Source organism: Bradyrhizobium sp. CCGUVB23 (assembly GCF_024199885.1).
GTDB lineage: Bacteria > Pseudomonadota > Alphaproteobacteria > Rhizobiales > Xanthobacteraceae > Bradyrhizobium.
Window position 1 is genome coordinate 566623 of record NZ_JANADQ010000001.1, and the last position, 22839, is coordinate 589461.

General features: G+C 58.6%; 21 protein-coding genes and 4 pseudogenes. 5 read left to right on the plus strand and 20 right to left on the minus strand.

Going from position 1 to position 22839, the window contains the following annotated elements; all coding sequences use genetic code 11:
• Nucleotides 1-91 precede the first annotated feature (91 nt).
• Together NLN62_RS52870 and NLN62_RS02400 are read right to left on the minus strand one after the other, a co-directional pair.
• Entirely contained in the window at nucleotides 92-220 is a 129-nt protein-coding gene (locus NLN62_RS52870; protein ID WP_256575873.1) for a hypothetical protein, read from the minus strand.
• Between the two features lie 384 nt (nucleotides 221-604).
• A pseudogene (locus NLN62_RS02400) lies at nucleotides 605-823 on the minus strand (cupin domain-containing protein); the annotation flags it as partial.
• A gap of 92 nt (nucleotides 824-915) precedes the next feature.
• Here NLN62_RS02400 and NLN62_RS02405 point away from each other — a divergent pair.
• Both NLN62_RS02405 and NLN62_RS02410 read left to right on the plus strand, forming a co-directional pair.
• Nucleotides 916-1284: a transposase gene (locus tag NLN62_RS02405; RefSeq protein ID WP_254107228.1), complete on the plus strand. Its 369-nt coding sequence runs from the start codon at nucleotides 916-918 to the stop codon at nucleotides 1282-1284.
• Nucleotides 1281-1574, plus strand: a complete 294-nt coding sequence (locus NLN62_RS02410) for an IS3 family transposase (protein WP_254107229.1) — start codon at nucleotides 1281-1283, stop codon at nucleotides 1572-1574. The genes NLN62_RS02405 and NLN62_RS02410 overlap by 4 nt, the downstream gene beginning before the upstream one ends.
• Nucleotides 1575-1805: 231 nt before the next feature.
• Here the strand turns inward: NLN62_RS02410 and NLN62_RS02415 are convergent, their stop codons facing one another.
• From NLN62_RS02415 to NLN62_RS02445, 7 genes are all read right to left on the minus strand, one after another.
• Nucleotides 1806-2177 (minus strand): hypothetical protein, encoded by a 372-nt coding sequence (locus NLN62_RS02415; protein WP_254107230.1) that lies wholly within the window; start codon nucleotides 2175-2177, stop codon nucleotides 1806-1808.
• Nucleotides 2178-2190: 13 nt separating this feature from the next.
• A complete protein-coding gene (locus NLN62_RS02420) occupies nucleotides 2191-3768 on the minus strand; it encodes an IS66 family transposase (protein WP_254113321.1) in 1578 nt (525 codons plus the stop codon).
• A 73-nt stretch (nucleotides 3769-3841) separates the two neighbouring features.
• On the minus strand, nucleotides 3842-4189 hold the full coding sequence (gene tnpB, locus NLN62_RS02425) for an IS66 family insertion sequence element accessory protein TnpB (RefSeq protein WP_254107231.1): 348 nt from the start codon (nucleotides 4187-4189) through the stop codon (nucleotides 3842-3844).
• The gene (locus NLN62_RS02430; RefSeq protein WP_254107232.1) at nucleotides 4186-4596 is read right to left on the minus strand and encodes a transposase; all 411 of its coding nucleotides are present in this window, start codon (nucleotides 4594-4596) and stop codon (nucleotides 4186-4188) included. Before NLN62_RS02430 ends, tnpB (NLN62_RS02425) begins: the two co-directional genes overlap by 4 nt.
• 190 nt (nucleotides 4597-4786) lie before the next feature.
• Nucleotides 4787-6265, minus strand: coding sequence for an IS66 family transposase (locus tag NLN62_RS02435; protein ID WP_254113322.1), 1479 nt, complete (start codon nucleotides 6263-6265; stop codon nucleotides 4787-4789).
• A gap of 122 nt (nucleotides 6266-6387) precedes the next feature.
• Nucleotides 6388-6744 carry an IS66 family insertion sequence element accessory protein TnpB gene (gene tnpB / locus NLN62_RS02440; RefSeq protein WP_254107233.1) on the minus strand — a complete coding sequence of 119 codons (357 nt, stop codon included), beginning with the start codon at nucleotides 6742-6744 and terminating at the stop codon, nucleotides 6388-6390.
• Nucleotides 6741-7193 (minus strand): transposase, encoded by a 453-nt coding sequence (locus tag NLN62_RS02445; RefSeq protein ID WP_254113323.1) that lies wholly within the window; start codon nucleotides 7191-7193, stop codon nucleotides 6741-6743. Before NLN62_RS02445 ends, tnpB (NLN62_RS02440) begins: the two co-directional genes overlap by 4 nt.
• A gap of 85 nt (nucleotides 7194-7278) precedes the next feature.
• Between NLN62_RS02445 and NLN62_RS02450 the strand changes: the two are divergent.
• Nucleotides 7279-7518, plus strand: a pseudogene (locus NLN62_RS02450) (integrase core domain-containing protein); the annotation flags it as partial.
• Between the two features lie 187 nt (nucleotides 7519-7705).
• Here the strand turns inward: NLN62_RS02450 and NLN62_RS02455 are convergent.
• The 8 genes and pseudogenes from NLN62_RS02455 to NLN62_RS02490 form a co-directional block, all read right to left on the minus strand.
• Nucleotides 7706-9061, minus strand: a complete 1356-nt coding sequence (locus NLN62_RS02455; protein WP_254107234.1) for a hypothetical protein — start codon at nucleotides 9059-9061, stop codon at nucleotides 7706-7708.
• A 126-nt stretch (nucleotides 9062-9187) separates the two neighbouring features.
• Nucleotides 9188-10339, minus strand: coding sequence for a glycosyltransferase family 4 protein (locus tag NLN62_RS02460; RefSeq protein WP_254107235.1), 1152 nt, complete (start codon nucleotides 10337-10339; stop codon nucleotides 9188-9190).
• Nucleotides 10340-10378: 39 nt separating this feature from the next.
• On the minus strand, nucleotides 10379-12361 hold the full coding sequence (gene asnB / locus NLN62_RS02465) for an asparagine synthase (glutamine-hydrolyzing) (RefSeq protein WP_254107236.1): 1983 nt from the start codon (nucleotides 12359-12361) through the stop codon (nucleotides 10379-10381).
• A gap of 216 nt (nucleotides 12362-12577) precedes the next feature.
• The gene (locus NLN62_RS02470) at nucleotides 12578-13303 is read right to left on the minus strand and encodes an HAD family phosphatase (protein ID WP_254107238.1); all 726 of its coding nucleotides are present in this window, start codon (nucleotides 13301-13303) and stop codon (nucleotides 12578-12580) included.
• Nucleotides 13304-13385: 82 nt separating this feature from the next.
• Entirely contained in the window at nucleotides 13386-14030 is a 645-nt protein-coding gene (locus NLN62_RS02475) for a hypothetical protein (RefSeq protein ID WP_254107239.1), read from the minus strand.
• A 174-nt stretch (nucleotides 14031-14204) separates the two neighbouring features.
• Entirely contained in the window at nucleotides 14205-15254 is a 1050-nt protein-coding gene (locus NLN62_RS02480; RefSeq protein ID WP_254107240.1) for an ATP-grasp fold amidoligase family protein, read from the minus strand.
• Entirely contained in the window at nucleotides 15251-16675 is a 1425-nt protein-coding gene (locus tag NLN62_RS02485) for a histidinol-phosphate transaminase (RefSeq protein ID WP_254107241.1), read from the minus strand. Before NLN62_RS02485 ends, NLN62_RS02480 begins: the two co-directional genes overlap by 4 nt.
• A gap of 466 nt (nucleotides 16676-17141) precedes the next feature.
• Nucleotides 17142-17291 (minus strand): annotated as a pseudogene (locus tag NLN62_RS02490) (IS66 family transposase zinc-finger binding domain-containing protein); the annotation flags it as partial.
• Nucleotides 17292-17451: 160 nt separating this feature from the next.
• Between NLN62_RS02490 and NLN62_RS02495 the strand changes: the two are divergent.
• On the plus strand, nucleotides 17452-18411 hold the full coding sequence (locus NLN62_RS02495) for a methyltransferase domain-containing protein (protein WP_254107242.1): 960 nt from the start codon (nucleotides 17452-17454) through the stop codon (nucleotides 18409-18411).
• A gap of 543 nt (nucleotides 18412-18954) precedes the next feature.
• On the opposite strand, the gene NLN62_RS02500 is transcribed toward NLN62_RS02495, so the two are convergent.
• From NLN62_RS02500 to murJ, 3 genes are read right to left on the minus strand one after another with little or no spacing between them, the layout of a single operon-like run.
• Nucleotides 18955-19203 carry an FkbM family methyltransferase gene (locus NLN62_RS02500; protein ID WP_254107243.1) on the minus strand — a complete coding sequence of 83 codons (249 nt, stop codon included), beginning with the start codon at nucleotides 19201-19203 and terminating at the stop codon, nucleotides 18955-18957.
• Nucleotides 19179-19649, minus strand: coding sequence for an FkbM family methyltransferase (locus NLN62_RS02505; protein ID WP_254107245.1), 471 nt, complete (start codon nucleotides 19647-19649; stop codon nucleotides 19179-19181). The genes NLN62_RS02500 and NLN62_RS02505 overlap by 25 nt, the downstream gene beginning before the upstream one ends.
• 31 nt (nucleotides 19650-19680) lie before the next feature.
• Nucleotides 19681-21255: a murein biosynthesis integral membrane protein MurJ gene (murJ, locus tag NLN62_RS02510; RefSeq protein WP_254107247.1), complete on the minus strand. Its 1575-nt coding sequence runs from the start codon at nucleotides 21253-21255 to the stop codon at nucleotides 19681-19683.
• A 950-nt stretch (nucleotides 21256-22205) separates the two neighbouring features.
• On the opposite strand from murJ, the pseudogene NLN62_RS53210 reads away from it, so the two are divergent.
• A pseudogene (locus NLN62_RS53210) lies at nucleotides 22206-22727 on the plus strand (transposase); the annotation flags it as partial.
• Nucleotides 22728-22839 lie beyond the last annotated feature (112 nt).

A 22839-nucleotide genomic window follows, 5' to 3' on the forward strand; every position in this document is an offset into this window, starting at 1 on the left:
CCTTGATCGTGCCGTCAGTCAAGTTCAGCCGGCGCCCAATTTCCTGTTCTCGTCATCGCGGATTTCTCGCGACTGCTTCTTGGGATGAGGGCTACGGCAACAATCTCTGGCCGGCCGCGATCTGCAGCAAGGTCTGCACCAGAATGTCCGGTTCCTCATCCTTCAGGATGACACTGTAGGCGCCGGCTGCGGCTATCGCAGTCAGATCGCGTTCTTCCACGGACGTTTAAGGAGCAGGCATGGATTGAAGGTGTTCGGAGTTTTACCTTGGTGAGAATATCCAACTTCGCAAGATCCGGGTTCAGAACAGGACGCAGGCGGCGATTTGGGGGATGAACAACCGATCGCTGGCGCGGCCATTAGGCAACAGGCCGCCGCAATTGGGCTCAGATGCGAACGATCGGTCGGCAGCAAACTTTGCGAGATTCCTGACCTCTGATACCGGGATGTCGCCCGGCGTGATCGGACTCGAAGCGACCCACTCTGAGGTGGCCCACCTTCCTCGTCGCAACCAAAGATGCCGACCTGAAGATTGAGAGCACGGCCCGGCCGCGGCTGAACCACCCCTATACGGAGACGTTCAGTATTGCAGAGAACCAAAATCTTAGGATGTGCGCCGCTCGCACCTCCGCTGGAGCTTGTTGACGGCGCGGACGACGAAATCGAGCCCGAACAGATTGGTTTGGCGCAAGAAGGCGACCTTCTTCACATAGTCCTCAACGTCCCATTTCGCGTGTGCACCGCCGCGGAAAAAGATCACGTCACCGACGCCATAACGTTTCGCCGGCATGCCCTCGCTTTCGAGCACGATCGATCCTTCGATGAACTGCTCCCTGTTTTGACCGGACACCGGCGTTAGCCGGAGGAGCTAGGCCTAGTCCTAGGCATACGCCTATGTCCGAGACGTTTTCAAAGGTGGAAGTCATCACCGGCGTTGCCCGCCGGCGACGGTTTACGACGGAGCAGAAGCTCCTGGTCGTTAACGAGACGCTGCAACCGGGCATGTCGATCAGCTATGTTGCCCGTCGCCATGGGCTCTCCCCGAGCCTGGTCTTCCGATGGAGGCGGCTGATGAGCGAAGGGGGCAAGGAAGCAGTGCGGGCGGATGAGGATGTGGTCGCCGCATCCGAGGTCCGGCGGCTGGAGGAACGGGTTCGAGACCTCGAACGCATGCTCGGCCGCAAGACCCTGGAGGTCGAGATCCTCAAGGAGGCTCTTGACCTTGCGCGGGTAAAAAAACCGACCTTGCTGTCGCGATCGCATGCGCCGGAGGATACCCCGTGAAACGGATCGCAGAGACCCTCGGGGTGGCCCGTTCCAACCTGGTTGAGCGAGTTGACGGCAAGCGTCCGAAGCGCGGTCCCCAGATCCGCTCCGGGGATGTGGAGCTCACGTCTGATATCCGGCGCCTGGTGGATAGTCGGCCGAGCTATGGATACCGGCGGATCGCCGCGCTCCTCAAGCGCGCGCGGCGATCCGCCGGCCACGATCCCGTCAACGCCAAGCGCGTCTACCGGCTGATGAAGAAGGGCGGCTTCCCGGCATACAGGGCGCCGCATCCCGCGGGCCGATGATGGAACGATCATGACAAACCACTCCAACGTGCGTTGGTGTTCGGACGCGCTGGAGTTCACCTGCTGGAATGGCGAGATCGTGCGGGTTGCCTTTGCCCTGGACAGCCATGACCGCGAGGTCATCAGCTGGGTGGCCACAACGGCTGGGATCTCCGGCGACATGATGGTCCACTGTGTCGAGCGTATCCATCCGGCGAGGACCGCGGGTTACCTAGGCTTGAGGTCCGGCGTTCAAGGTGGATGGAGCAATCCGTCGGATCTTAGGGTGTCGATCGCTTCGTCGAGCGTGAGGCCGCGATGCCGGCAGAACCATTCTCCAGTGTGCCGGTGCCACTGGATATCGAAGCGGTTGCGGCTGATCCAGTCGAGGCGGGCGAAGGGGGCGTCGAACTCTTCTCCGAGATTCTCCGGGAAGCCGGAGCGGTAGCGTTGAACGAAGCGGTATTTGGTGCCGTGCCATTTTCCCAGGATATCGATGGGATAGTTGAACTGCGTCGGCCGGATAGTGGGCAGGAAGCGGGGCTTCAGAAAGTCGTCGATCAGCTGCTGGCAGGCGGCCGTCACCGCCGATTTATCTGCCGCGGACAGACCGCTCGCTCTCATGTGGCCTCCTGGCTCACGCCGCTTCGATATGGCTCGGCATTGGCTTTCGCCAGTTCCAGGGCAGAAGCTCAGCGAGCCTCTGGATAGCATGATCGTTGATGCGCGCCAGCACGTCGGCGAGCCAGACCTGTGGATCGACGTCGTTGAGCTTGGCGGTGGCGATGAGGGTGTAGATGGTTGCGGCTCGTCGGCCGCCCTCATCGGACCCGGCGAAGGTCCAGTTTCGTCTTCCGACAGCGACGGCCCGTAGCTCGCGTTCTGCAGCGTTGTTCGACATGCACAAGCGCCCATCATCGAGGAAGCGAGTGAATGCATCCCAGCGGCTGAGGCAGTAATTGATCGCCTTGCTCGTGTCGTTGTTTTTGGAGAGTTTGGCGCGCTGCTCACGCAGCCAGGCCTCCAGCTCAACGATCGAGGGGCGACTACGCTCGTGGCGCACGCGCAGACGCTCTTGCGGCGCAAGACCGCTGATCTCGCGCTCGATGGCGAACAGAACATCGATGCGTTTGACCGCCTCGGCCGCGACCGGCGCTTTGGTGAGCCGCGCGAGATCAAAAAACTTGCGCCTGCCGTGCGCCCAGCACGCGGCCTCGATGATCGGGCCGCCCTTGCGATTGGCCTCGTAGAGCCTGCCAAAGCCGGCGTAGGCGTCGGCCTGCATCAGTCCGGCATAACCCGCCAGATGCTGCTCCGGATGCGCACCGCCACGATCGGGCGAGTAGAAGAACACGGCCGCCGGCGGATCTGGGCCGGCAAACGGACGGTCGTCGCGCACGTAGGTCCAGAGCCGGCCGGTCCGGGTCTTGCCCTTGGCCAAGACCGGCACCGTGGTGTCATCGGCATGGATGCGCTCGGCTGCGAAGACGTGGCTCCGGATCGCATCGACCAGAGGCATCAGGGTTGCGGCGGAGGCACCCACCCAGTCCGCGAGCGTCGATACGTCGAGGTCGATGCCTTCACGCTGGTAAACGTCGCTCTGACGATTAAGCGGCAGGTGCAGGCCGTACTTGGCAAACAGAACATGGGCCAGCAGCTTGGGCCCTGCACGCCCGCGCGCAATCGGATGCGAGGGAGCCGGCGGCTGGGTGATCGCTTCGCAGGCCCGGCAGACGAGCTTCTCGCGTACGTGCTGGATCACCTTCCACTGGCGCGGAACGAGCTCCAGCGTCTCGGTCACGTCCTCGCCAATCTTGCGCAATCGACTGTCGCCGCAGCATGGGCAGGTGGCGGGCACTGGATAGACAATGCGCTCCCGCGGCAAATGCTCCGGCAGCGGCCGGCGGGCTGGTTTGCGGCGCTCGAACGAGGGCACCGCAATCTTCTCGGCTGCCATCTGCGCCTCGGTCTCAGCTTGCGCCGCGTTCTCCTCGAGGTCGGCGAGCTGTAGCTCGAGCTGGTCCAGCAATGCGCCTCGCTCGGAGGACTGTCCGAACTGCTCGTGCCGCAGCTTCTTGATCGTGAGCTTGAGCTTCTCGATCAGCAAGGTCCCCGCCTGGGCCTCGGCTTCCGCGGCCAACCGGGCCGCTCGCTCGGCGCGCAGCATCGCCTGCAGCGTGGTCACATCGTCGGGAAGAGAATCATGAGCGCCCATCGCCGACCAGAGAATCACAAGACGCGATCTCTGTCTGAACCGCTGATCCTGCCACCGATTCAAATCCCGGCGATCAGCCCGCCGCCTGCGGTCGCCAGGTATGTTGCGGCAGCCGCCAGTCGATGCCCTCCAGCAGGTAGCCAAGCTGGGCTGGGGTGATTGTCACCACGCCATCAGCTGACGACGGCCATAGGAACCGGCCGCGCTCCAGCCGCTTGGCGTAGAGCGACATGCCTAGTCCATCGTACCAAAGGATCTTGATCAGCTTGCCGCTTTTGCCACGGAACACATAGAGGTCGCCGCCGTGCGGGTCTCGCTTGAAGGCTTCCTGCACCAGCAAGCCCAGCGAGTTCATGCCGCGACGCATATCGGTGTGGCCGGTCGCAATCCACACCCGCACGCCCGACGCAATGGGGATCACCGTAGGCGTCCATCTGCCAGCGCCGCCAGGGCGGCCTTCAGCGTCGCCGCGTCGACCGCACCCGTGATCCGCATCCGAGCCCCGGTCGCAAACTCGATCTCGATCGACCCGCCGCTGCTGGCTGACGCGACTGGACAAGGCGTCGGCTCTGATTCCGCGACCACAATCGCCGGTACGAAGCCAGGCTGATCGGCGGCATCCTTCGGCTCCGGCCGAAACGAGCGTCGCCATCGCAGCAGCAATGAGCGCGAAACGCCATACCGCCGAGCTGTTGCCGCGACTTGGCGCGGCGCCTGTAAGCTCTCCAGGACGATCTTGAGCTTCTCATCCTCGGACCAGCGCCGCCGCCGGCCCGTCTCCACCACTTCAAGCCGCTCGACTTGGGCACTGCGCCTATCACTGTCCATAAGGACAGTTCTCAACAACACGCCTCATTCGGCAAGGCGGCCTTTACCGGACGGATACTGTCGAGCAGCGGTTCGGCGATATGCGCGCTCCACGCAAGGTGCAATGGCTGACCGACAATGGCTCCATCTTCGCTGCCTATCGCACCCTTGAGATTGCCGCGGCCCTGAACCTCGAGCGTAAGCGTCGTTCTCAGGCCACGGCTTTGAGGGCTTGAGCGCGGTAGGCCCAGGGCAGTAGCTGGTCGATGTCGCGGTTTGGATGCCCGTTGACGATCCTGGTCAGGACATCGGTGAGATAGGCGAGCGGATCGACGTCGTTGATCTTGCAGGTCTCGACCAGGGACGCGACGACAGCCCAGTGCTCGGCACCACCGTCGGATCCAGCAAATAGTGCGTTTTTGCGACTGAGCTTGATGCCACGGATTGATCGTTCGACGGTATTGTTGTCGAGTTCGATGCGGCCGTCATCGATGAAGCGAGTTAAGCCTTGCCAGCGCGAGAGGGCGTAGCGGATGGCGTCGGCGAGCTTGATCTTCTGGCTGATGAGAGCCAGCTTGGCGCGCAGCCATACCTCGAAGGCATCAGCCAGTGGTCGGCTCTTCTGCTGCCGCACGAGGCGACGTTCCTCCGCGCTGCGGCCGCGGATCTCCTTCTCGATCCCATAGAATGCGGCGATGTGCTTCAGCGCGTCGCTCGCGATCGGAGCGGGGCCGGCTGTCGCGAGTTCGTAGAAGTTGCGCCGCATGTGCGCCCAGCAGAAGGCGAGCTCGACCTCGCCACGTTCGGCAAGCTTTGGGTAGGCGTTGTAGCCATCGACCTGCAGGACGCCCTTGAAGCCGGCAAGATGGCTGAACAGCCGCTCGGCTTTGCGGTCGGGTGCATAGACATAGGCGATGCCTGGCGGATCGAGACCGCCCCAGGGCCTGTCGTCGGCGGCATAGGCCCAGAGCTGGCCGGTTTTGGTGCGGCCCCGGCCTGGATCGAGCACCGGCACCGTCGTCTCGTCGGCGAACAGCTTGGACCTCGCGCGAAGCACCGTGAGAAGGCGCTCATGCAGCGGGCGCAGATGGAAGGCGGCATGCCCCACCCAGTCCGCCAGTGTCGATCGATCGAGAGCGATGCCCTGGCGGGCATAGATCTGGGCCTGCCGGTAGAGCGGCAGATGATCGGCATATTTGGACACCAGAACCTGGGCGACGGTTGCCTCCGTCGGCAGTCCGCCCTCGATCAAGCGGGCCGGAGCCTCGGCCTGCATGACGCCATCTTCGCAGGCTCGGCAGGCGTATTTGGGACGTCGGGTGACGACAACGCGGAACTGCGCCGGCACCATGTCCAGCCGCTCGCTCTTGTCTTCGCCGATCTGGTGCAGGTCGCCCTTGCAGCAGGGGCAGGTCTTGGCGTCGAGGTCGACCACGACCTCGATCCGCGGCAGATGCGCCGGTAGTGCTCCGCGATTGTTGCGGCGCTTGCGTGCGCGCTCCGCTCGCCCTTCCGGTGCTGTCTCGTCCTGGCTGGCTTCCGTATAGGCCGCAACCTGTTGGACGTCCTCGAGACCGAGCAGCATCTGCTCCTCGGGAAGCGACTCTGCCTTCCGGCCAAAGCGATGACGCTGCAGCTCTTTGATGATCTGGCGCAGCCGCTCGCTCTCGTGCCGCTCGGCCAGCAGCATCGCCTTCAGCGTCTCGGGATCATCAGGAAGGTTATCGCTCACAGGCAAATCAGAGCATATTCGCGCTCGCCTGACGACGTGCTCGATGCCCCTGATTCACTTCGCCGCAGCGCGGCCCACAACTATCCGGCTTGCGTCGGGACGACCGTCTCCCGTGCCGCGTGGACACGCCGCCAATCGAGCCCTTCGAGCAGCGCCGACAATTCCACCGCCGACAAACGCATCACGCCATCCTCGATCTTCGGCCAGCGGAAGACGCCTTCCTCGAGCCGCTTGGCGAACAGGCACAAACCCGTACCGTCCCAGAAGATCAGCTTGATCCGGTCCGCCCGCTTGGCACGGAACACATAAACAGCACCCGAGAACGGATCGGCCTTCATGTGCTCGCGTACAAGCATCGCAAGCCCCTCCATTCCCTTGCGGAAGTCGACCGGCTTGGTTGCCACCATTACCCGGACAGTTCCGGACGGGCCGATCACCGGCTTGCCTTCAGCGCATGGACGATGGCCGCAATCATCGCCACGTCCGCACCGCGGCCGACCCGGATAGTGACGCCTTCGGCTTCGATCTCGATGCCCCCGGCATCGCAAGGGCGAGCCCGGACATCCGGCTTGGCCTTGCGTCGCGCTGTCTTGCGCTCATGGCCAACAGCCACGGCCGGTACCATGGCGTCTACCACCGCCGGTACAAACGGCGGATCGTCAGCCATCGGCGTCGGCAACCGGCGTGCTTGCCGGCGCCAGGTGAACACTTGTTGTGGGGTCAGCCCGTGTCGTCGGGCAATCTCGGAAACGACCGCGCCTGGTACCAGCGTCTCCTCGACGATCCGGGCCTTGTCGTCCTTCGAGAACCAACGACGGCGTCCCGTCTCCGTGATCACTTCCAGCCGGCGCGCCGTCACGTCCGACTTAAGCGTATGGTCAAGCATAGACACAGGCCGATCCCTTTAAAGAGATCGTGAAACTCGCCTATCCCATGTGCCGCGAGAAGGTGGGAGCGGAACGACGCTTACCCTCGAGCCCTGCTTCACGCCGGTCGAAAGCCCCGAGAGCAACGGCATGGCCGAGGCGTTCGTGAAGACCTTCAAGCGCGACTATGTTCGTGTGAACCCGATCCCCGACGCTCGCACCGCGCTGCTGCGGATCGACAACTGGATGGAGGATTACAACTCAGAACACCCGCATTCCCGGCTGGGCTACCGCTCGCCGCGGGAGTACATTGCATCACTCAAACCAGCCGAGTGTCCGGTCTAACGGGGGCAACTCCAGCGTGACACGAGAGACGTTCGACATAGCCGTATGGTCCGTCATACGCCTATGTCTTCACTCTACGCTCGCACTCCGCAAGGCAGCCTTCGCTGGCGTAAGCGGTGGCGCCGCTGGGACAAATTACCAGGAGATATAATCGAACACCATCGGCTGCGTGGGACGACGTACAGACTTACCTCGCAACGATTTTTTCAGGCTTTTGAATCGTCTTGGGTCGACTGCGATAGGCATCCAGATAGCGCAACCGCGCCACGTTGATCATCATCGCAATGATCGGAAATGCATACATGTTTTCTATTGCTGGAAGGATGTCACCCCCGGTTACCATCCTAATCCCATAACCGAACATGCTCGCGAACAGAGCCCAATATAGGTCACTATTCAACCTTCGCCCAACTCGCCAGGCGGTAACTGTTCCAGCCATAAGGAACATTAGGGCCACACCGGTTAAAATCACCCCGCAATCAAGAAAGAATTCGAAAATCGCATTATGCGCTACGTTGGCCTGTACCAGGGTTCCCGTGTTCCAAAGTTGACTCGTCGCCATTCCTATGTGACCGGCGCCAAACAGGAACAGGCCGACATCGCTCGTCCACTCCTCCAGCAGCGGACGCCAAATGTAATCAACACGGCCCGTGAACAATGCATCGGCCGAAACGCCGGAATCGCTATCAACCCCGATCGAAAGAAGAGCTTGAACGGTTGGTCCGATCCACACCAACGATGTGACGCCAGCCGCCCCAGCACCGAAAACCAAAATGCCAAACCTGCGCCGCAGGATCAGGAACAGGGAACACGAAGCTGCTACTGCGACAAGCGTTGTTCGTGACTCGAGGAGAAGAACCGCCAGAAGCGATAGACACAGGGGCGCGATCCAGAGAGCGCCGCGTGTAAGGGCACGATAGAGCAACAACGGCACAGTGGAAATGAACATACTTCCAATTACGTTATAATGCCGTCCGAAATACGCTATGCACAACTGGGTCATTTCGTCCCGGTCCCTATCGGTCATTCCCCCCGCGTGACCTGAAAGCAGAACGGACGGATTCATTAGCACGAGCGCGACGAAAGAGATTGATAGCAATAGTATCGAAAGGCAGATCACCGTCGTGATCTTCTCGAGCTCCTGAAAGGAGCACATGCGCCTAAGGATAAACAGGAAGGAGAGAGTGTAGAAGGTCGGCACAATGCAAGCCGATAGTACAAAGTCAACGTAGGACCCTGGAATTTCAGGGAAGCGACTATGAAAAAGGGGCGCGTTTGGAACTGATCGAATGAGAGCGATGGCAAACGTTGCGAAGTACAGGAGAAAAATTCTGATGGATGTTCGTTCAATTTTGTCGGTCGCGTGTAGCGGCGCAGTGTCGAACACCAGATAAGCCAAGACCACTGCTGATAATAAGTTGAAGGGTTTAAACCCTTGGATGTCGAACAAATTGTCCCTTATAAATGGTGCGCCCTGGAAGGGCCACATGAACACAAACAACAGAAAGAAAAATGTTCCGGCTTGCGCGACCGAATGCGGCAACGTGAGATGATAAGGCGCTCGGCCGCTGTGCGTCAAAGATGCAGTCATTGTGGACCTACGGATCTCACCGTCCAATGAAACTCGACATCTAGTCTCGCGTATGGCGTCCACCTCGAGTAAGTCAATTCAAAGTGGTTGCCGTGGGCGTTTTGACTTGGCGAGAAGAGGCGTCAAGGCCGCAATTAACTCGCGAGCTTTTGCCGTCGGCGAGTGATTGGCCCTAACATAAGTTTGACATCGTCGAGCGACCGCGTCGTATTCATTCGCGCTCATGTCCCAGAATGTTTTCACGGATTTGGAAAGTGCCAACTCGTCCTCTGCCGATGCGCCAAGGGCATGGCGCACGATGATCGAGTCCGGGTCGACTTGCCGGCGCGTCACGACAGGTGTGCCCACGGCGAGAGCCTCCAGGAGCACGTTCGAGAAGCCCTCGAAATCCGATGTGCAGAGAAGCATCGTCGCTTCTGATAAAAATTGTTGAACGTCTGCCCGCCGGACATGGCCAACCAGTTCCACGTTTGGCAGATGGCGCAGGCCATTCACGGCGTCCAGCGTCGGCTGATCAACATCTCGCTCGAGCATCCCCGCCACGCGGAATTTAACGGCCGGAAATTCCTGGGCGATTCGAAGCAGCAATGGCAGGTTCTTTCCATAGCGGAAGACACCAAGCCAGGCGACATATCTGCGTTCTGCGCGCGGCAAAGGAGCGGGCGCGTCCTCTGCCACAACAACGGCATTATGAATGACGTATATAGGCTTTCCCGGAAAAAGCGCTGCCAACTTTTCGCGTTGATACTCATTTTGACAGAGAAACGCGGCTGTTCGATGCCGCGCCCAAGAATAGGCCAACCATTCATAAGATCGAAGACCGACTTTGCATCGTTCATCGACGTTTACGTCGTTGACAATTCGGTGGACGAACGGAATCCCTAGTTGGCCGGCGACGAAAGCCATAATGGCGGTATGGACCGCACTTGCGCCCTGGATCATGACATCCGGGTGATAGGCGCGGGCGGCTGCCAATATTTTCGGGATGTATGAGTAGAAATACTTCGCAACCCGCACCCCATGCGCGGGATCATAGGTTTCAATGAGTTTGATTTGCTGGCCCGAACCTACATGGGCCGAAGCACCCTTCCAGGTAAGGAGAGCGGCTTCGTGCCCGGCGTTTTCAAGCGCGCGAAGCCATATTGAAAGTTGGACGGCCCAGCCACCGATCGGATAGTTGTCATCCTTCAATAGATAGGGAATGGAAAAATCTATCGAGAGAATTCGCACCTGACACCCCGAGCCTTGTGGGACCGCATCGCCATATCTTCAATTCAAAAGAGTGGCCAAGGGTCTTGTTGCGGTGTCCGCCACCGACGCGTCGCTCCACCTCCGATGCCACGCCTGAAACATTAGAATATTCCAGATGAGAAAGTGCCGCTCATCATCTCCGCTCAAGAAGTTGGCCCAGAGCGCGCGAATGCCCTCAACGTCAAAAACATCATCGGCGCGCAGGCAAGCTTCGTTCATCAGGTCTTCGGCCCAATTCCGTAATGGACCGCGCAACCAATCTGCAAGCGGAACCGCGAACCCCATTTTCGGGCGCTCGACCAAATGATCGGGCACATGGCGGGCAAGAACACGCCGGAGCAAATGTTTGGGGCGCCGGGCACGCGCGTTCTGCAATGACGGCAGCTTCCAGACCCATTCAACCAGGCGATGGTCGAGCAGCGGAACGCGCACCTCAAGAGCGACAGCCATAGAGGCTCGATCAACCTTAGTCAGGATGTCATCGGGCAGATACGTACACATGTCCCGGTAGCGCATACGGTCCACCGGATCTGGCAAGATGCCCTCGAGGTTCTGACCCCAGCAGGCCGTTCGCACCTCTTGTGATCCCTTTACAAGATTGTCCGGGTTCTGGTGGCGCGAGACAACTTGATAGTAAACGGAATCAATCGATGACTCTGAGAAGATTTGCGCCAACCGATGCGCCTTTTGGCCAACACGTGACACCCGCCGAAAGTATGGTACGTAACGCGCTATGCTGTTGTAAGTGCTGGGCGGCACAGCGCGAATGCCTGAAGCAACGAGGCGGCGAAGCGCAGGCGGCATCTTCGTAGTCGGTCGCCAAACACTCTCCGTCCATTGATACCCGTCGTACCCGGAAAACAATTCGTCTCCGCCATCTCCTGACAGCGCCACCGTGACACGCCTTCGCGTCAACGCGGACAGAACATGGGTCGGGATCTGGGAGGGATCGGCGAACGGTTCGTCATACATCTCGGCCAACTTCGGCACGACATCGAGAGCGTCAGCGCCGCTAACGGGAAACGTTGTATGATCGGTCCCAAGATGTCGCGCGACAGCCTCAGCGTGCTTCGCTTCGTCGAATGCCGGATTTTCAAAGCTGATGGTAAACGTCCTGACCGGTCTCAGAGAAGCCTTCTGCATCAGTGCGACGATAGTCGATGAATCATAGCCGCCCGACAGAAACGCGCCAAGCGGAACATCCGCTATCATACGGCGCGATACCGCATCATGCAGCAACGCCTCGAGCTCATCGACCAGTCCCTCTTCGTCGGCTCGAAGCGTATTGCGTTGCCCCTGCGTAATGACACCGGCCAGATCCCAGTACGATCCCACTTCCGGGGCGCCGCCGCTCGATATTTTGATGAACCCGGCGGGTGGCAGTTTGTAGACACCTTCATAGATCGTGAATGGACCCGGCAGATAACTATGCCGAAGAAAGGCGGCGATCGCTCCACGATTGAGACTTCGCTTCCAACCGGGATGAGCGTGCAATGCCTTCAATTCTGATCCGAACAAAACTAGCCCATCGAAAATCGCCCAATAAAGCGGCTTTTCGCCCATTCGATCACGAGCCAGGAACAGTTGATGCTCTCCGGCGTCCCACGCTGCAATTGCGAACATCCCGTTCAAGCGGGTGATGGTCGATTTGACGCCCCATTGAGCGAATCCTTCGACAATCACTTCTGTATCTGAATGCCCGCGAAACCGAACTCCGCAGCGCTCCAATTCGGCCCTCAGTTCTCGGTAATTATATATTTCACCGTTGAACGTAATCGCATATTGGCCGTTGGCCGAAACCATTGGTTGATGTCCCGTTGGGGACAAGTCGATAATTGCCAGGCGACGCTGCCCGAAGGCAATGCTGGCTTGCTCGCTTAACCAAACTCCGCTGTCGTCCGGCCCGCGGTGACTGAGGGTTTGCGTCATTGCAGACGCCCACCTTTTCAGATCTTGCAGGCTGCAACCATTACGCTCCCAAATACCGGAAATTCCGCACATGCTTGAAACGAGCTCCCTAATGAGAGGACGTCAACGCATGCCATCCAAACTCACACCCTAGCAGCATAGCCTTTTGAACCGGTCTGCGGCTCAGCGCTTTCGGATTACCCACTCTCGATCACAGGAGAAGCCCAGAGCGCTAAGCCGGGAAGTCACCGCCATGAAGAGCTTTGGATGGCTGAGCGAGGGTATCTTTCTTCCGCTATATTTAACATATTAACGGTGGGCGCCAGCTGGCGTTTGGCTGATATGTCCTATTGTTCGGATGATTGACCACCGGTTCGACCGCGCTTTTCTTTCCAAGAACGGCCCCGGGTCGACGGCACACGCATTTCCTACCAGTGAAAGCAAAGGAATATCGCTGGCGCTGTCGCCAAAGGCCCAGCTCTCCTTCCACTCTATCGCGCCTATGTTAGGTAGTTCTTGGCGCACTTTCACGACCTTCCCTTCACCCAGACAATCGGTGCCCTGGATGCGACCGGTATAAGTCCCAGATGAATCCCTTTCGAGGACCGTGCATATGAGCCCCGCTCCGACCGATTGAGCGAACGGCCGGAGATATACATCGAGACCTGCACTAACCAGATATACAGAGAAGCCGGACGCCTTGAGCTTTTCGAGCAGACGGATCACGTCTTCTTTGTATCGATTGTGCAGACGCTCCGCATACGCTTCGGCGGCTGCGCCCAGATCCCTTTCTCGATACCCGGCATACAGCCTTATTAAATGCGCGCGGTACGTATCCCCGCTCAGCAATCCTATTCGGTGAAAAAGACGATAAAAGAAGTGGGCGATGAACTTTCCGCGTCCGAAACCTGGATTGTGTTTAGAGGAAAGTAAAAAGTGCCGCGTAAAATCGGTGATGGTGTAAACATCCACCAGCGTCTGGCACACGTCAAATAGTGCTACCTTAATGTGATGCGCCGGCATACTCTCAGCCATAAAGTTACGCAATAAAGGGCTTAGGTCCGCATCGGAACCAAAGGTCCGGAGCCGAGCGGGCTCTGGCGAAATGACGTCTTGATCACAGGAGGCAGAAAATTCTCGAACCTTTGAATATCATTTTATCCCGATAAGCGTCGACACGCCAGTCGCCTTTGTCGCCAAATCGATAAAGCGAAACGATTAGCGGGCCGATGAAGAAAATGTTCACGCCCTCATCGTTCAGAAGGTCGACTTTCTTCCCCGCTCCACTCGACATCGCAAGTTCCGCGATCACCGCGCATGCGGAATCTGCCTCGAACGCGTACCGTTCAGAAAGATTCGCAATGATCTCTTCGTTCGTAGCATTACGGGCGAGTTCGACGACCCCGATCTCAAATCGTGTAGAGGGTGCGATTGGCTTGGCGCGCAAAAGAACATTCTTTGAGAATTCGGTCCATGGATAGATACCGTTCGTCTTTCTGCCAAATACCTCTAAGCTGGTGCCCGGTGAAAGGAGCAGCGACACTTGCCGATGCCGGATGAGCACGAGCGTTCGGTTTACGGCCTCTTCGATCGCTGTTTCGATGTGTTGCGCGAATTCGTTGCCGCGGGCGCCGAGATTCTTCAGGACCAAGCTCGGGTCATCATATTTCGCTACTACTCTTGGAAGCGCCGTTGCAACGGCGATGGTGACGAGCGAATGGATTTTGTCCACCTGTTCGGCCGTGAAGGGTGTACCACTCATGGAAGTTATCCTCGTCGGCGCGCGTGAGAAAATCGATAACCTCGTCCCCTACCGGAACCGGAAGCTCTGAGGCGGCTTCATTGTGGTCAATCCTCAGCACCGGCGAATGGGCCTTTTTTGTACCGCGCATTATGTGAAGCAATGGGATAGTCGCGCACGTGTTTGATGGATTTGTTAGCTTCCAAGAGTCTTCCCAATCCAGTAGTTCGGCGCAATATTCCAAAAGCTACCTCCCTCAAAATCGAAAGATTCAGGGAAAAAGGGTTCTCGACCGCTTCCGTGATAATGCGTCAATTCGCCGAAAAAGATCCTGTCGTCGGGATTGAATAGATCGACTCGGACGTAATCGAACGGTGCAGCAAGTTTCTCCGAAATACGAATCATATCGGAAAGCCGGGGTGGCGGAGATATATAAGGACCTTTTGGATACTTCCAGCCAGCATCCAGCTGCCGCCAATCTGGCGTGAATAAGCTCCGTCTGCCACTTCGTTCGCCGTCCATCTTCGGCGTTGCGTGAATGAACTTACAGGTGCCGTGAAAGACATGAAATTTATAATCTTGCGCAATTCCCCCGTTTTTCTCACGAAGAAGTGCCTCGACTATTACCTTCCTGCGGATGCTCCAATATGCCCACTCGTGCTTAAAGATGCCGTACGGGATTTTTTGCCATTTCGTTAATCTTACGATCATTTTCTGTCGGTCGACGTTTTCGCCAGTTCGGACTAAAATCGTGCCGCCTGAATCGTGATTGGTTTTAACGACGTATTCCGCAGGCAACGTATCGAACGGTATTTGCCGCGGATCATCCCCGACATACAACAATGGGACGAGTATCTTATCGGCCTCCGGCCCCAAAGCCTTTTCTACATACTCGCGCACAAGATATTTGTCCGACGTCGGCGGAAGAAGCGGGTTGCGGTCGAACAACTTCTTCCAGACTATTTTTTGATTGAGGCTTTTCGGATTTGTCAGATCGAGCTCGTAGCCTACGTATTTCAGAAACATAGCCTTTTCATATTTATATCCGCTCATCGTCTCGAAGAAGTTGAATATATGACCGCAAGACGCGTACACCGGAGCCCAGTGCCAAAACGTCCCGCGCAACCGAGCGAGTAAAGACTTCATTGCAGACGCCCGCCTGGAAGGCGGGGAGTGCCTTTCCGAGACGGCATCCATCACTTCGCCCTCATTTCCGAGCAAAATTCGCTCCTCCTTTCCGCTCACGAGGGTTTCTGAGCGGCGTTAGTAGCAATTGCAGTTCTGTAGGCACTGTCGGCCGCGAGAAATTTCGTGAAGCCTTCTCCTCCGCCGATTGTGGCGCGAACGAATTCGCCATCGAAATAAGCACTGCGGTCACGCAGAAAGACCCGCCGTTCCGCCATAAAAGAAAGATAACGTTCGGCGGAATCGACTTCGTAGGAGACGAAATTCCCCGCCGAAGGGAAATAACGGATACCGCGGTCGCGGCAATAGGCGTAGAATGCTTCTTTGTTGGCGTTGACCGCCGCCACAAAGGATTGCACCTTGGCATAATGATCAAGCAAATATTCCGCCGCGGTAGCGCTCAACATGGTCACGTCCTTCACATTGTCGATCCTTTCCAGTGCAGCAATCAGAGCTGGCCGCGCCAGGACATAGCCCAAGCGCATGCCGGCAAGGCCGAAGGCCTTCGAAAAGGTGCGAACAATGACAAGATTGTCATGGTCGCGTAAAAGCGGAAGGGCAGTCTCTCCGGAAAATTCCCAATATGCCTCGTCGACAACCACGAGGCCGTGGAACCTGGACGCGCTTGACAAGAGCCGCGCAAGCCCGGCGTTGTTGATCTGGTAACCGATGGGATTGTTAGGATTGGTGACGTAGAGCAGACGCGGCTCTTGCCGCTCCATTTCCTTCAATAGGCCATCCAGAGAAGCGGCCGAGCCGTCGTGCATGGGATGACCGACGATTCTGTTGCCGAACCCCTGCGCTTGGGCGCGGAAATTGTCGTACGTGGGCATGATCACCATGCACACGCTCTTATCGGTAAATGCCTGCAAAATCAGGCGAAGGCCGTTGTCGGAGCCGTGCGTAAGAAGAATATGTCCGTCAGACTCGACAGCCACGTGCGCCGCGAGTCTCTTCAAAAGGCCGGCATGGCGTGCTTCCGGATACCATTTCAGGTAATGGTCGCTCGAAAACAGCTCGCGCATGACTGCGAGCAGCTCCCGATCAGGCGCCTCGTCGGCCTCGTTCCAATCGAGCTTATAAGACGCGATTCCCTGCCGTTGATCGGCCCAGGCATGCTGCGCTGGCAGGCTGTAGCGCTCAAATGACGAGAGCTTGTAACTGCCCATCTGTCGCGAAATGATGAGCACTTTGCCGTCAGAATTGGTGAAGAATTTCTCCCGCTCTTCGATGTAGATCGGGACGCCTTTTCCGATGTGCAGAACGAGCGCCTGTTGGAGACGCGCTTTTTCCTCTGCCGACAGAGGTTCGGAACAGCGGATGAGCGCAACAACCTCCAACGTCGAATACTGCACGAGTTGGAAGGCGCTAATTTTCGTATAGCCCCTGAACAGCGTATAGAAATTGATGGACGGCAGCCGCGCGCCGTTCAGGCCGACGATATACTCGTCCTTGCGGCCAAGCACCCTCTTCACGCTCATTTCCTTCCTCCGCGAAATGTTTTCCTCGTCGTGTCACAGCATGTCCCATTGGCGACAAGTCGATAATTGCCAGGCGACGCTGCCCGAAGGCAATGCTGGCCTGCTCGCTTAACCAAACTCCGCTGCCGTCCGGCCCGCGGTGACTGAGGGTTTGCGTCATTGCAGACGCCCACCTTTTCAGATCTTGCAGGCTGCAACCATTACGCTCCCAAATACCGGAAATTCCGCACATGCTTGAAATGAGCTCCCTAATGAGAGGACGTCAACGCATGGCATCCAAACTCACGCCCTTGCAGCATAGTATTTTGAACCGGTCCGCGGCTCGACCCTTTCGGGTTAACCCATTCAAGCCCAGACCAGCAGATCGCGGAATGGGGCAAGCGCTAAACCGGGAAGTTCAATCGGCATGGAGAGCTTTGGATCGCCGAGCGGGGGAAGTGGTTCTCCGCCGAACGGCCCCGCAGCTCGTCGCAAGCCCGCTCTCGATCAGATGAGACGGCGCTGGCGCTTGAACCACGCCGTCGCGATCGCGATAGGCGTATTTCGGGCGCCGCGTCACGATGACCCGGAACTTCGCAGGCGTCACGTCCAGGCGCTCCGACACGTCCTCGCCGATCACCGTCTGCACGTGCTTGGGCACAGCGTAAGGGTGGTACCCCCAATTACCACTACGTCAGCCAAAACATGGCGGGCGGTCTTTCTTGACGCTCAGACGCGCTGGTCGCGATACTGTGTCAGGAATTTCTGTAGTTTGTCGATGAATTGGAGGCGACAAGATGTACAGCACGCGCTCTATTGTTTTCAATGCAGCGACATTCGTGCCAGGCGTGACAGCAATCCCAGCTGTCAGGGACTATCTTGCTCGCAGGGACAAAGGAACGGGCGGCACAATCTCGGCCCGCTACTGCTACAGCGTCTGGCTAAGGCATCTCGTGAAAGCGGCAGAAAGCGGACTTGATACGAGACCTCAGGTCATCGCAGAGCTCGGACCGGGCGACTCGCTGGGGACCGGGATCGCAGCACTCCTGTCGGGAGCTTCCAAATACTATGCGCTTGACTTCGTCTCGCATGTTACAGCGGAACGAAATATCCAGGTGCTTCATGAACTAGCTGAGTTGTTTGGCCAGCGCGCCGATATTCCAGACGAAGCTGAATTTCCCGATGTGTTCCCGAAGCTGAAAAGCTATCGGTTCCCCGAGCAGCTAATTACGAACAGGGCCGTAAACATATCCGAGGCCCGGATACGCGAGATCGAGGCGGCGCTGCACGGCGCCTCGCAGGCGGGGGTTGTTCAGTTACGGGCACCTTGGCTGAACGCGACCGTGATCGAGGACGGGACGATTGACATGCTGTTTTCGCAGGCGGTGCTAGAGCATGTAGACGAATTGAGCGAAGCATACAACGCCATGAAGCGGTGGTTGAAGCCCGGAGGTTTCATGTCCCATGTGGTCGACTTCAAGTGTCATGGGTGTGCAGCGGAGTGGAACGGCCATTGGTCCTATTCCGATCTGAAATGGGCCCTCATTCGTGGAAAGCGATCGTGGTACTTAAATCGCGAGCCGCTTTCGACTCATATGCGCCTTCTCGACAAAGAAGGCTTCAGAACGCTTTGCAAAGAGACCGCAACCCGACCGTCCACTCTGGAGGTCCCGCATCTTGCAACGCGGTTTGCGAACCTCACCCCAGCGGACTTAGTTACTAGCGGCGTTTTCCTTCTAGCGGTGAAACAACGCTGAGACATTTTGTTGGGCTACGCTCAGGTCGGCTAGCTCGCGGTCGCGTTGCCTCAGCTGATCGCGAAACCAACCGGGATCGTCATGGTCGTCATAATCGTCGTGCTGTTTCACGTGCAAGCCTCGACAAAGGGCCGCCCAACCGTGTCCACACTACTGCATTTTCGACACAGCGAAAATCAATGCTAATGCGACTTCTCACGCCGCTGAATGGTGCACCAATCCGACCATCGCGACCTTGATCGCGCTTTCGACTTCGTGATCGCTGACCTCCGGCCCGGCGGAAATGTCGCGCCGATCGTCGCGGACTGCCCACCGAATCCAAACGCCCAAAGCACCAGCGAAGCCGGGTGAGCAGTTTGGCGAGTTCACTAGATAGGTTGCAGTCACGTGTCACCATCGCGATGAAGCTGAACGACGTCCTCTTCTTCGCTCATCGCAAGGTGCGATCCGAATCCCTACACACGCCAAGCATAGAGCCAGACAAGATACTTCGCGCTCGGTGCCGCCAAAAACGGCGTGGGCATGGGTGTTCCTGGCAGTTGATCACACACCCTCGCCTCTCTGACCGTGATGCGGAAGCCCGCTTGTGAAAGCGCCGTCCACAGTTCCCGCAACCTGGTCTTGCACAGCAGGAGTGCCGTGCAATTCGCACGAAAGATACTTGACCAACCCCATTTTGCCTGTGGCGCACAGGTCTTTGAGCACGCCAAATTCGCTGCCCTCAATATCGACCTTGAGATAATCCACCGGCTCGGTAATCAGGTCACTTAGACCCACCGCGTCCACCAGCACCCCTGCCCCATCGCCGACATGGCGCCCAGCGATCCCTCGGGCACAAACGATACCTTGCCAGCGGCATCGCTGACGGCAGCGCGAACCACCGTGACCGAGGTAAGGCCCAGCGCGCGCACATTCTCTTCCAGAAGGTCGGCCGTTTGCGGGTCGGCCTCAAGGACGGTGATGCGGTCACGCGGATAGCGCTGCTTGAACCAGATCACACTCATGCCAATGTTCCCACCGCAATCAAGGATCACGGGCGCGTCGCCTAATCCGGCGACCTCATAGCCGCGGTTTAGAAAAATCTCACGATAGAGCGACAGCATCACCCCGGCGTCCATATAGCGCACCGGCCCGAAGGGAAAGCGAAACGCGCCGGGGACGCGGCGAGGGTTGCGCTCGCCCAAGCAGAGGAGGCGCACGCAGGTCCACGAGCGTGTTCGTCTGATGACATGGACCATACCACGCGCCGGCCTGACCAGGTCTCCCAGGCTAAGGATTTACGCTCATCTGCGACCTATACAGGTCTTGCCGCGCTCGGCCCCAGGGTAGCCGACTGCGCAGTATGGCCCAGAGCAAGCTGACCTCTGGCACGCGCAAGACCAGCAGCAGCGCAGCATAGATCACCAGGCCCGCGGCGCTCAGCAAGAGGGCCTGTACCAGCGGCGGCAGCGCGGCCACCTGGGGCAACCTCGCCAGCAGCGCGCACGTCAGCCACAGGAACGCCGCCGCCACTGCGGTTTTGCCCAGCGAAAGGCCAAGCTGCGGCAGGCGCAGCCCTTGCAGGCGTTTGTTAAGAATGAGCAGCAGCGTCAGCGCGGCAACCAGATAGGTCAGCGTGGTAGAGAACGCAATCCCTGCCACGCCCCAGATTTGCATCAGCAGATAGTCAAAGACGGCGTTGAGCACCAGCGAAAGCACGGCAACGTTGCGGAGCGTGCGATTGTCTTGCAGTGCATTATAGATCCGCCCGTTGATAAAGCCGTAGGTGAGGATGAATATACTCGGCGCGAGAAACATCACTCCGGACGCCACCACATCGACGGCCTGCGCGTTAAAATTGCCGTGGTGATAGAAAATCTCCACCACCGGGCGCGACAACGAACTCAGCAGCGCGCCAGCGGGCAAGAGGATGATTGCGGAAAAAATGACCACCTGGCGGAAGGTGGTGGTTAAGAGCGTAAATTCGCGGCGGGCCACTTGCAGCGCGAAGATCGGCAAGAGCGCCGTGGAGAGCGCCGTATAAAAGATCCCCGAGGGCGTTTCCACCAGCTTGATCGCGTAGCTGAGCGAGGCAATGCTGCCCGGCGGCAAGAGCGAAGACATAAACTGATCGACCAGAATGTTGCCGTGGACCAGTAGCGCCCCAATCAGCGCGGGCGTGGAAAGCGCGGCAATGCGCTGAATGCCCGGATGCCGCCAGGACAAATCGAAATGAAAGCGCAGCCCCATGCGCCGATAGGTAACGACGAGCAGCAAGAAATTCAGCGAATAACCTACAATCGTGGCCCAGCCCAGGGCATAGATGCCCCAGGAACGCGCAAACAGCAGAAACGCGATGGTGCTCAGCGTGATCGTGACGGGAGCTAGCGCTGGCACAGCAAACCGCCCATAGGCATTCAGAACGGAGCCAACCAGCGTCACGAGCACTTGCAACAACAGCACGGGCATCAAGAAGCGCAGGAGGATGACCGCCAGCGTCTGCGTGGGGGCATCCATCTGGCGGGCGAAGACCGTCACCACCAGCGGTGCGACCGCGACCAGCGCCACCGTCACCACCAGCGCAATCAGCGTGCCCAGCGTCATCGCTGCCCAGAGCAGGCGCATGGACTCCGCCTCGCCTTTGTTTTCGCGGTAGTCCACAAAGACCGGAATCAATGCCGCGCCCACCGCCGTGGCCAAGATGCCAGAAATGGTTGTGGGCACGATCAGCGCCACCGTATAGGCGTCCATGGTTGGGCCAACGCCAAAGGCCGAAGCCGTCAGCACCTGGCTGACGATGCTGAGCAGCCGGGCGGCGACGGTGACGTAGAAGACCACCGAGATGGCGCGGCCAGCGTGAATCACGGTCCCCTCGCTTTTGGGCACGCCATCAGGCGGGGGAGCCGTTTCCTGAAGGTTTCTAGATGTACTCATGCCAAGATTGTCTCATGAAGTTCCTGTGCTGCAACGCCCTCGCGCGCTAGCGAGGTCACGATGAAGCGCGGATTGGCGCCTTTCTGCAGATGCTCCGCCTTGGCTACCACACGGCGTTGGCAGCAGATACGCTTCCGATATCAGCTTGCGGGCGCCGTCAACGTTGCCCTCGCCTACCAGGGAACTGATATTGGACAGAAGCGCATTACCCAGAGGCTGGCCGGTCAACGTACCGACAGCCATGACCGCTGATGCAATCGAGATGAGCTCAACGGCCGCGCTCGGAAAGTTCGCTGCTACGACCCATTGACCGGCCTGCGCGCGCAAGGCGAAAGAACCGCTGGCCATCGCAAAGGGCAGCGAATGCTTCAATTGCATGCGGGCCAACTGGCTGTCGAATCCGAGACCTCCGCGCGCGCCTCCTGCGTGCGGCCTCCTCCAGCAGGCTTTCGTACTTCCTGCATAGTGGAGCAAAGATAAAGTGCCCGCGAACGCGCCGACGATCGCATCTTCCAAGGTCATGCCTGATACCGCGGGATTCCCACATGGGCCTTGCTGCGTAATTGATCCGGTCACCGACATTGAAGAAGCGGCGATAAATCAGCCGCATAAAATATAGCTGCAGCGGTTTGCTCAACGCGCGTCATTTCTTCCCCCGGGCGAAGTCAATGGTTCGTAGCCGATCAAAAACGAGCATAGCCAAATGCATATCAGGTGTTCAGGACTCCCGAAGCCGTTTTGGCGGATAAGAAGCCGTTTTGGCGGATAATAGGGGTTACCTACGAAGTGTGGTCTGCGCCCCCGCAAACTAACTGCTCCAAGACTGGATAGAGCCCTCGCCTCGGGAGGGATAGACCCCGAAGCCGAGCCGTTTCACGGAATATCCGATCCGGACTTTGCCTGAGCAGGAGGCGAGTGCGGGAACCGCTGATATCAGCCGCACGCGCGGGATCGAGCGCGACCTTCTACGAAGGACCAAGTACGGCGGGCCGGAGGTTTCCGACGCCAAGCGGCTGAAGGCGCTCGAGGACGAGAACGCGAGGCTGAAGAAGCAGCTGGCGGAACCTATCCTCGACATGATCATGCTGAAGGATGTGGCTGCAACAATTGGTGACGCCCGCCGCAAGGCGAGAGGCCGTCGCTCATTTGCGCAGCAGTTTCGATGTGAGCGGAATGGCGGTGTGTGGGTCATGGGCGCGGATCGAAGCTCGGTTCGCCACCGTGCCAACGATCTGGCGATGACTATGCGGAAGCGGTTGCGCGAGCTTGCAGCGGCCCGCCGTCACGCACCGGCTCAATGCGCACCCCTTACCCTTGCGCTGGCTGGCAGCGTCGCGAACATCTCTGCTGGATCGACATCCCTCGATACGAGGATAGCGGACGCAGGCGGTTCGTGGAAATGATGTTAGCAATCGGGTCGTCAACGCCTGTCTCGTCACGACGACCCTAACTGGCGGTGCGTAATTCGCTGCGGGGTATCATCGAAGGCTTGCTGGGATGCGAAGAGAATAGGTC

Coding starts and splice junctions, on each gene's coding strand:
- NLN62_RS02495 (WP_254107242.1), top strand. CDS start 17,452: ATGTACAGCACGCGCTCTATTGTTTTCAATGCAGCGACATTCGTGCCA.
- NLN62_RS02470 (WP_254107238.1), bottom strand. CDS start 13,303: ATGGCTGAGAGTATGCCGGCGCATCACATTAAGGTAGCACTATTTGAC.
- NLN62_RS02435 (WP_254113322.1), bottom strand. CDS start 6,265: ATGCTGCTGGCCGAGCGGCACGAGAGCGAGCGGCTGCGCCAGATCATC.
- asnB (WP_254107236.1), bottom strand. CDS start 12,361: ATGTGCGGAATTTCCGGTATTTGGGAGCGTAATGGTTGCAGCCTGCAA.
- NLN62_RS02505 (WP_254107245.1), bottom strand. CDS start 19,649: ATGGTCCATGTCATCAGACGAACACGCTCGTGGACCTGCGTGCGCCTC.
- NLN62_RS02485 (WP_254107241.1), bottom strand. CDS start 16,675: ATGAGCGTGAAGAGGGTGCTTGGCCGCAAGGACGAGTATATCGTCGGC.
- NLN62_RS02420 (WP_254113321.1), bottom strand. CDS start 3,768: ATGGGCGCTCATGATTCTCTTCCCGACGATGTGACCACGCTGCAGGCG.
- NLN62_RS02430 (WP_254107232.1), bottom strand. CDS start 4,596: ATGGACAGTGATAGGCGCAGTGCCCAAGTCGAGCGGCTTGAAGTGGTG.
- NLN62_RS02445 (WP_254113323.1), bottom strand. CDS start 7,193: ATGCTTGACCATACGCTTAAGTCGGACGTGACGGCGCGCCGGCTGGAA.
- NLN62_RS02415 (WP_254107230.1), bottom strand. CDS start 2,177: ATGAGAGCGAGCGGTCTGTCCGCGGCAGATAAATCGGCGGTGACGGCC.
- NLN62_RS02475 (WP_254107239.1), bottom strand. CDS start 14,030: ATGAGTGGTACACCCTTCACGGCCGAACAGGTGGACAAAATCCATTCG.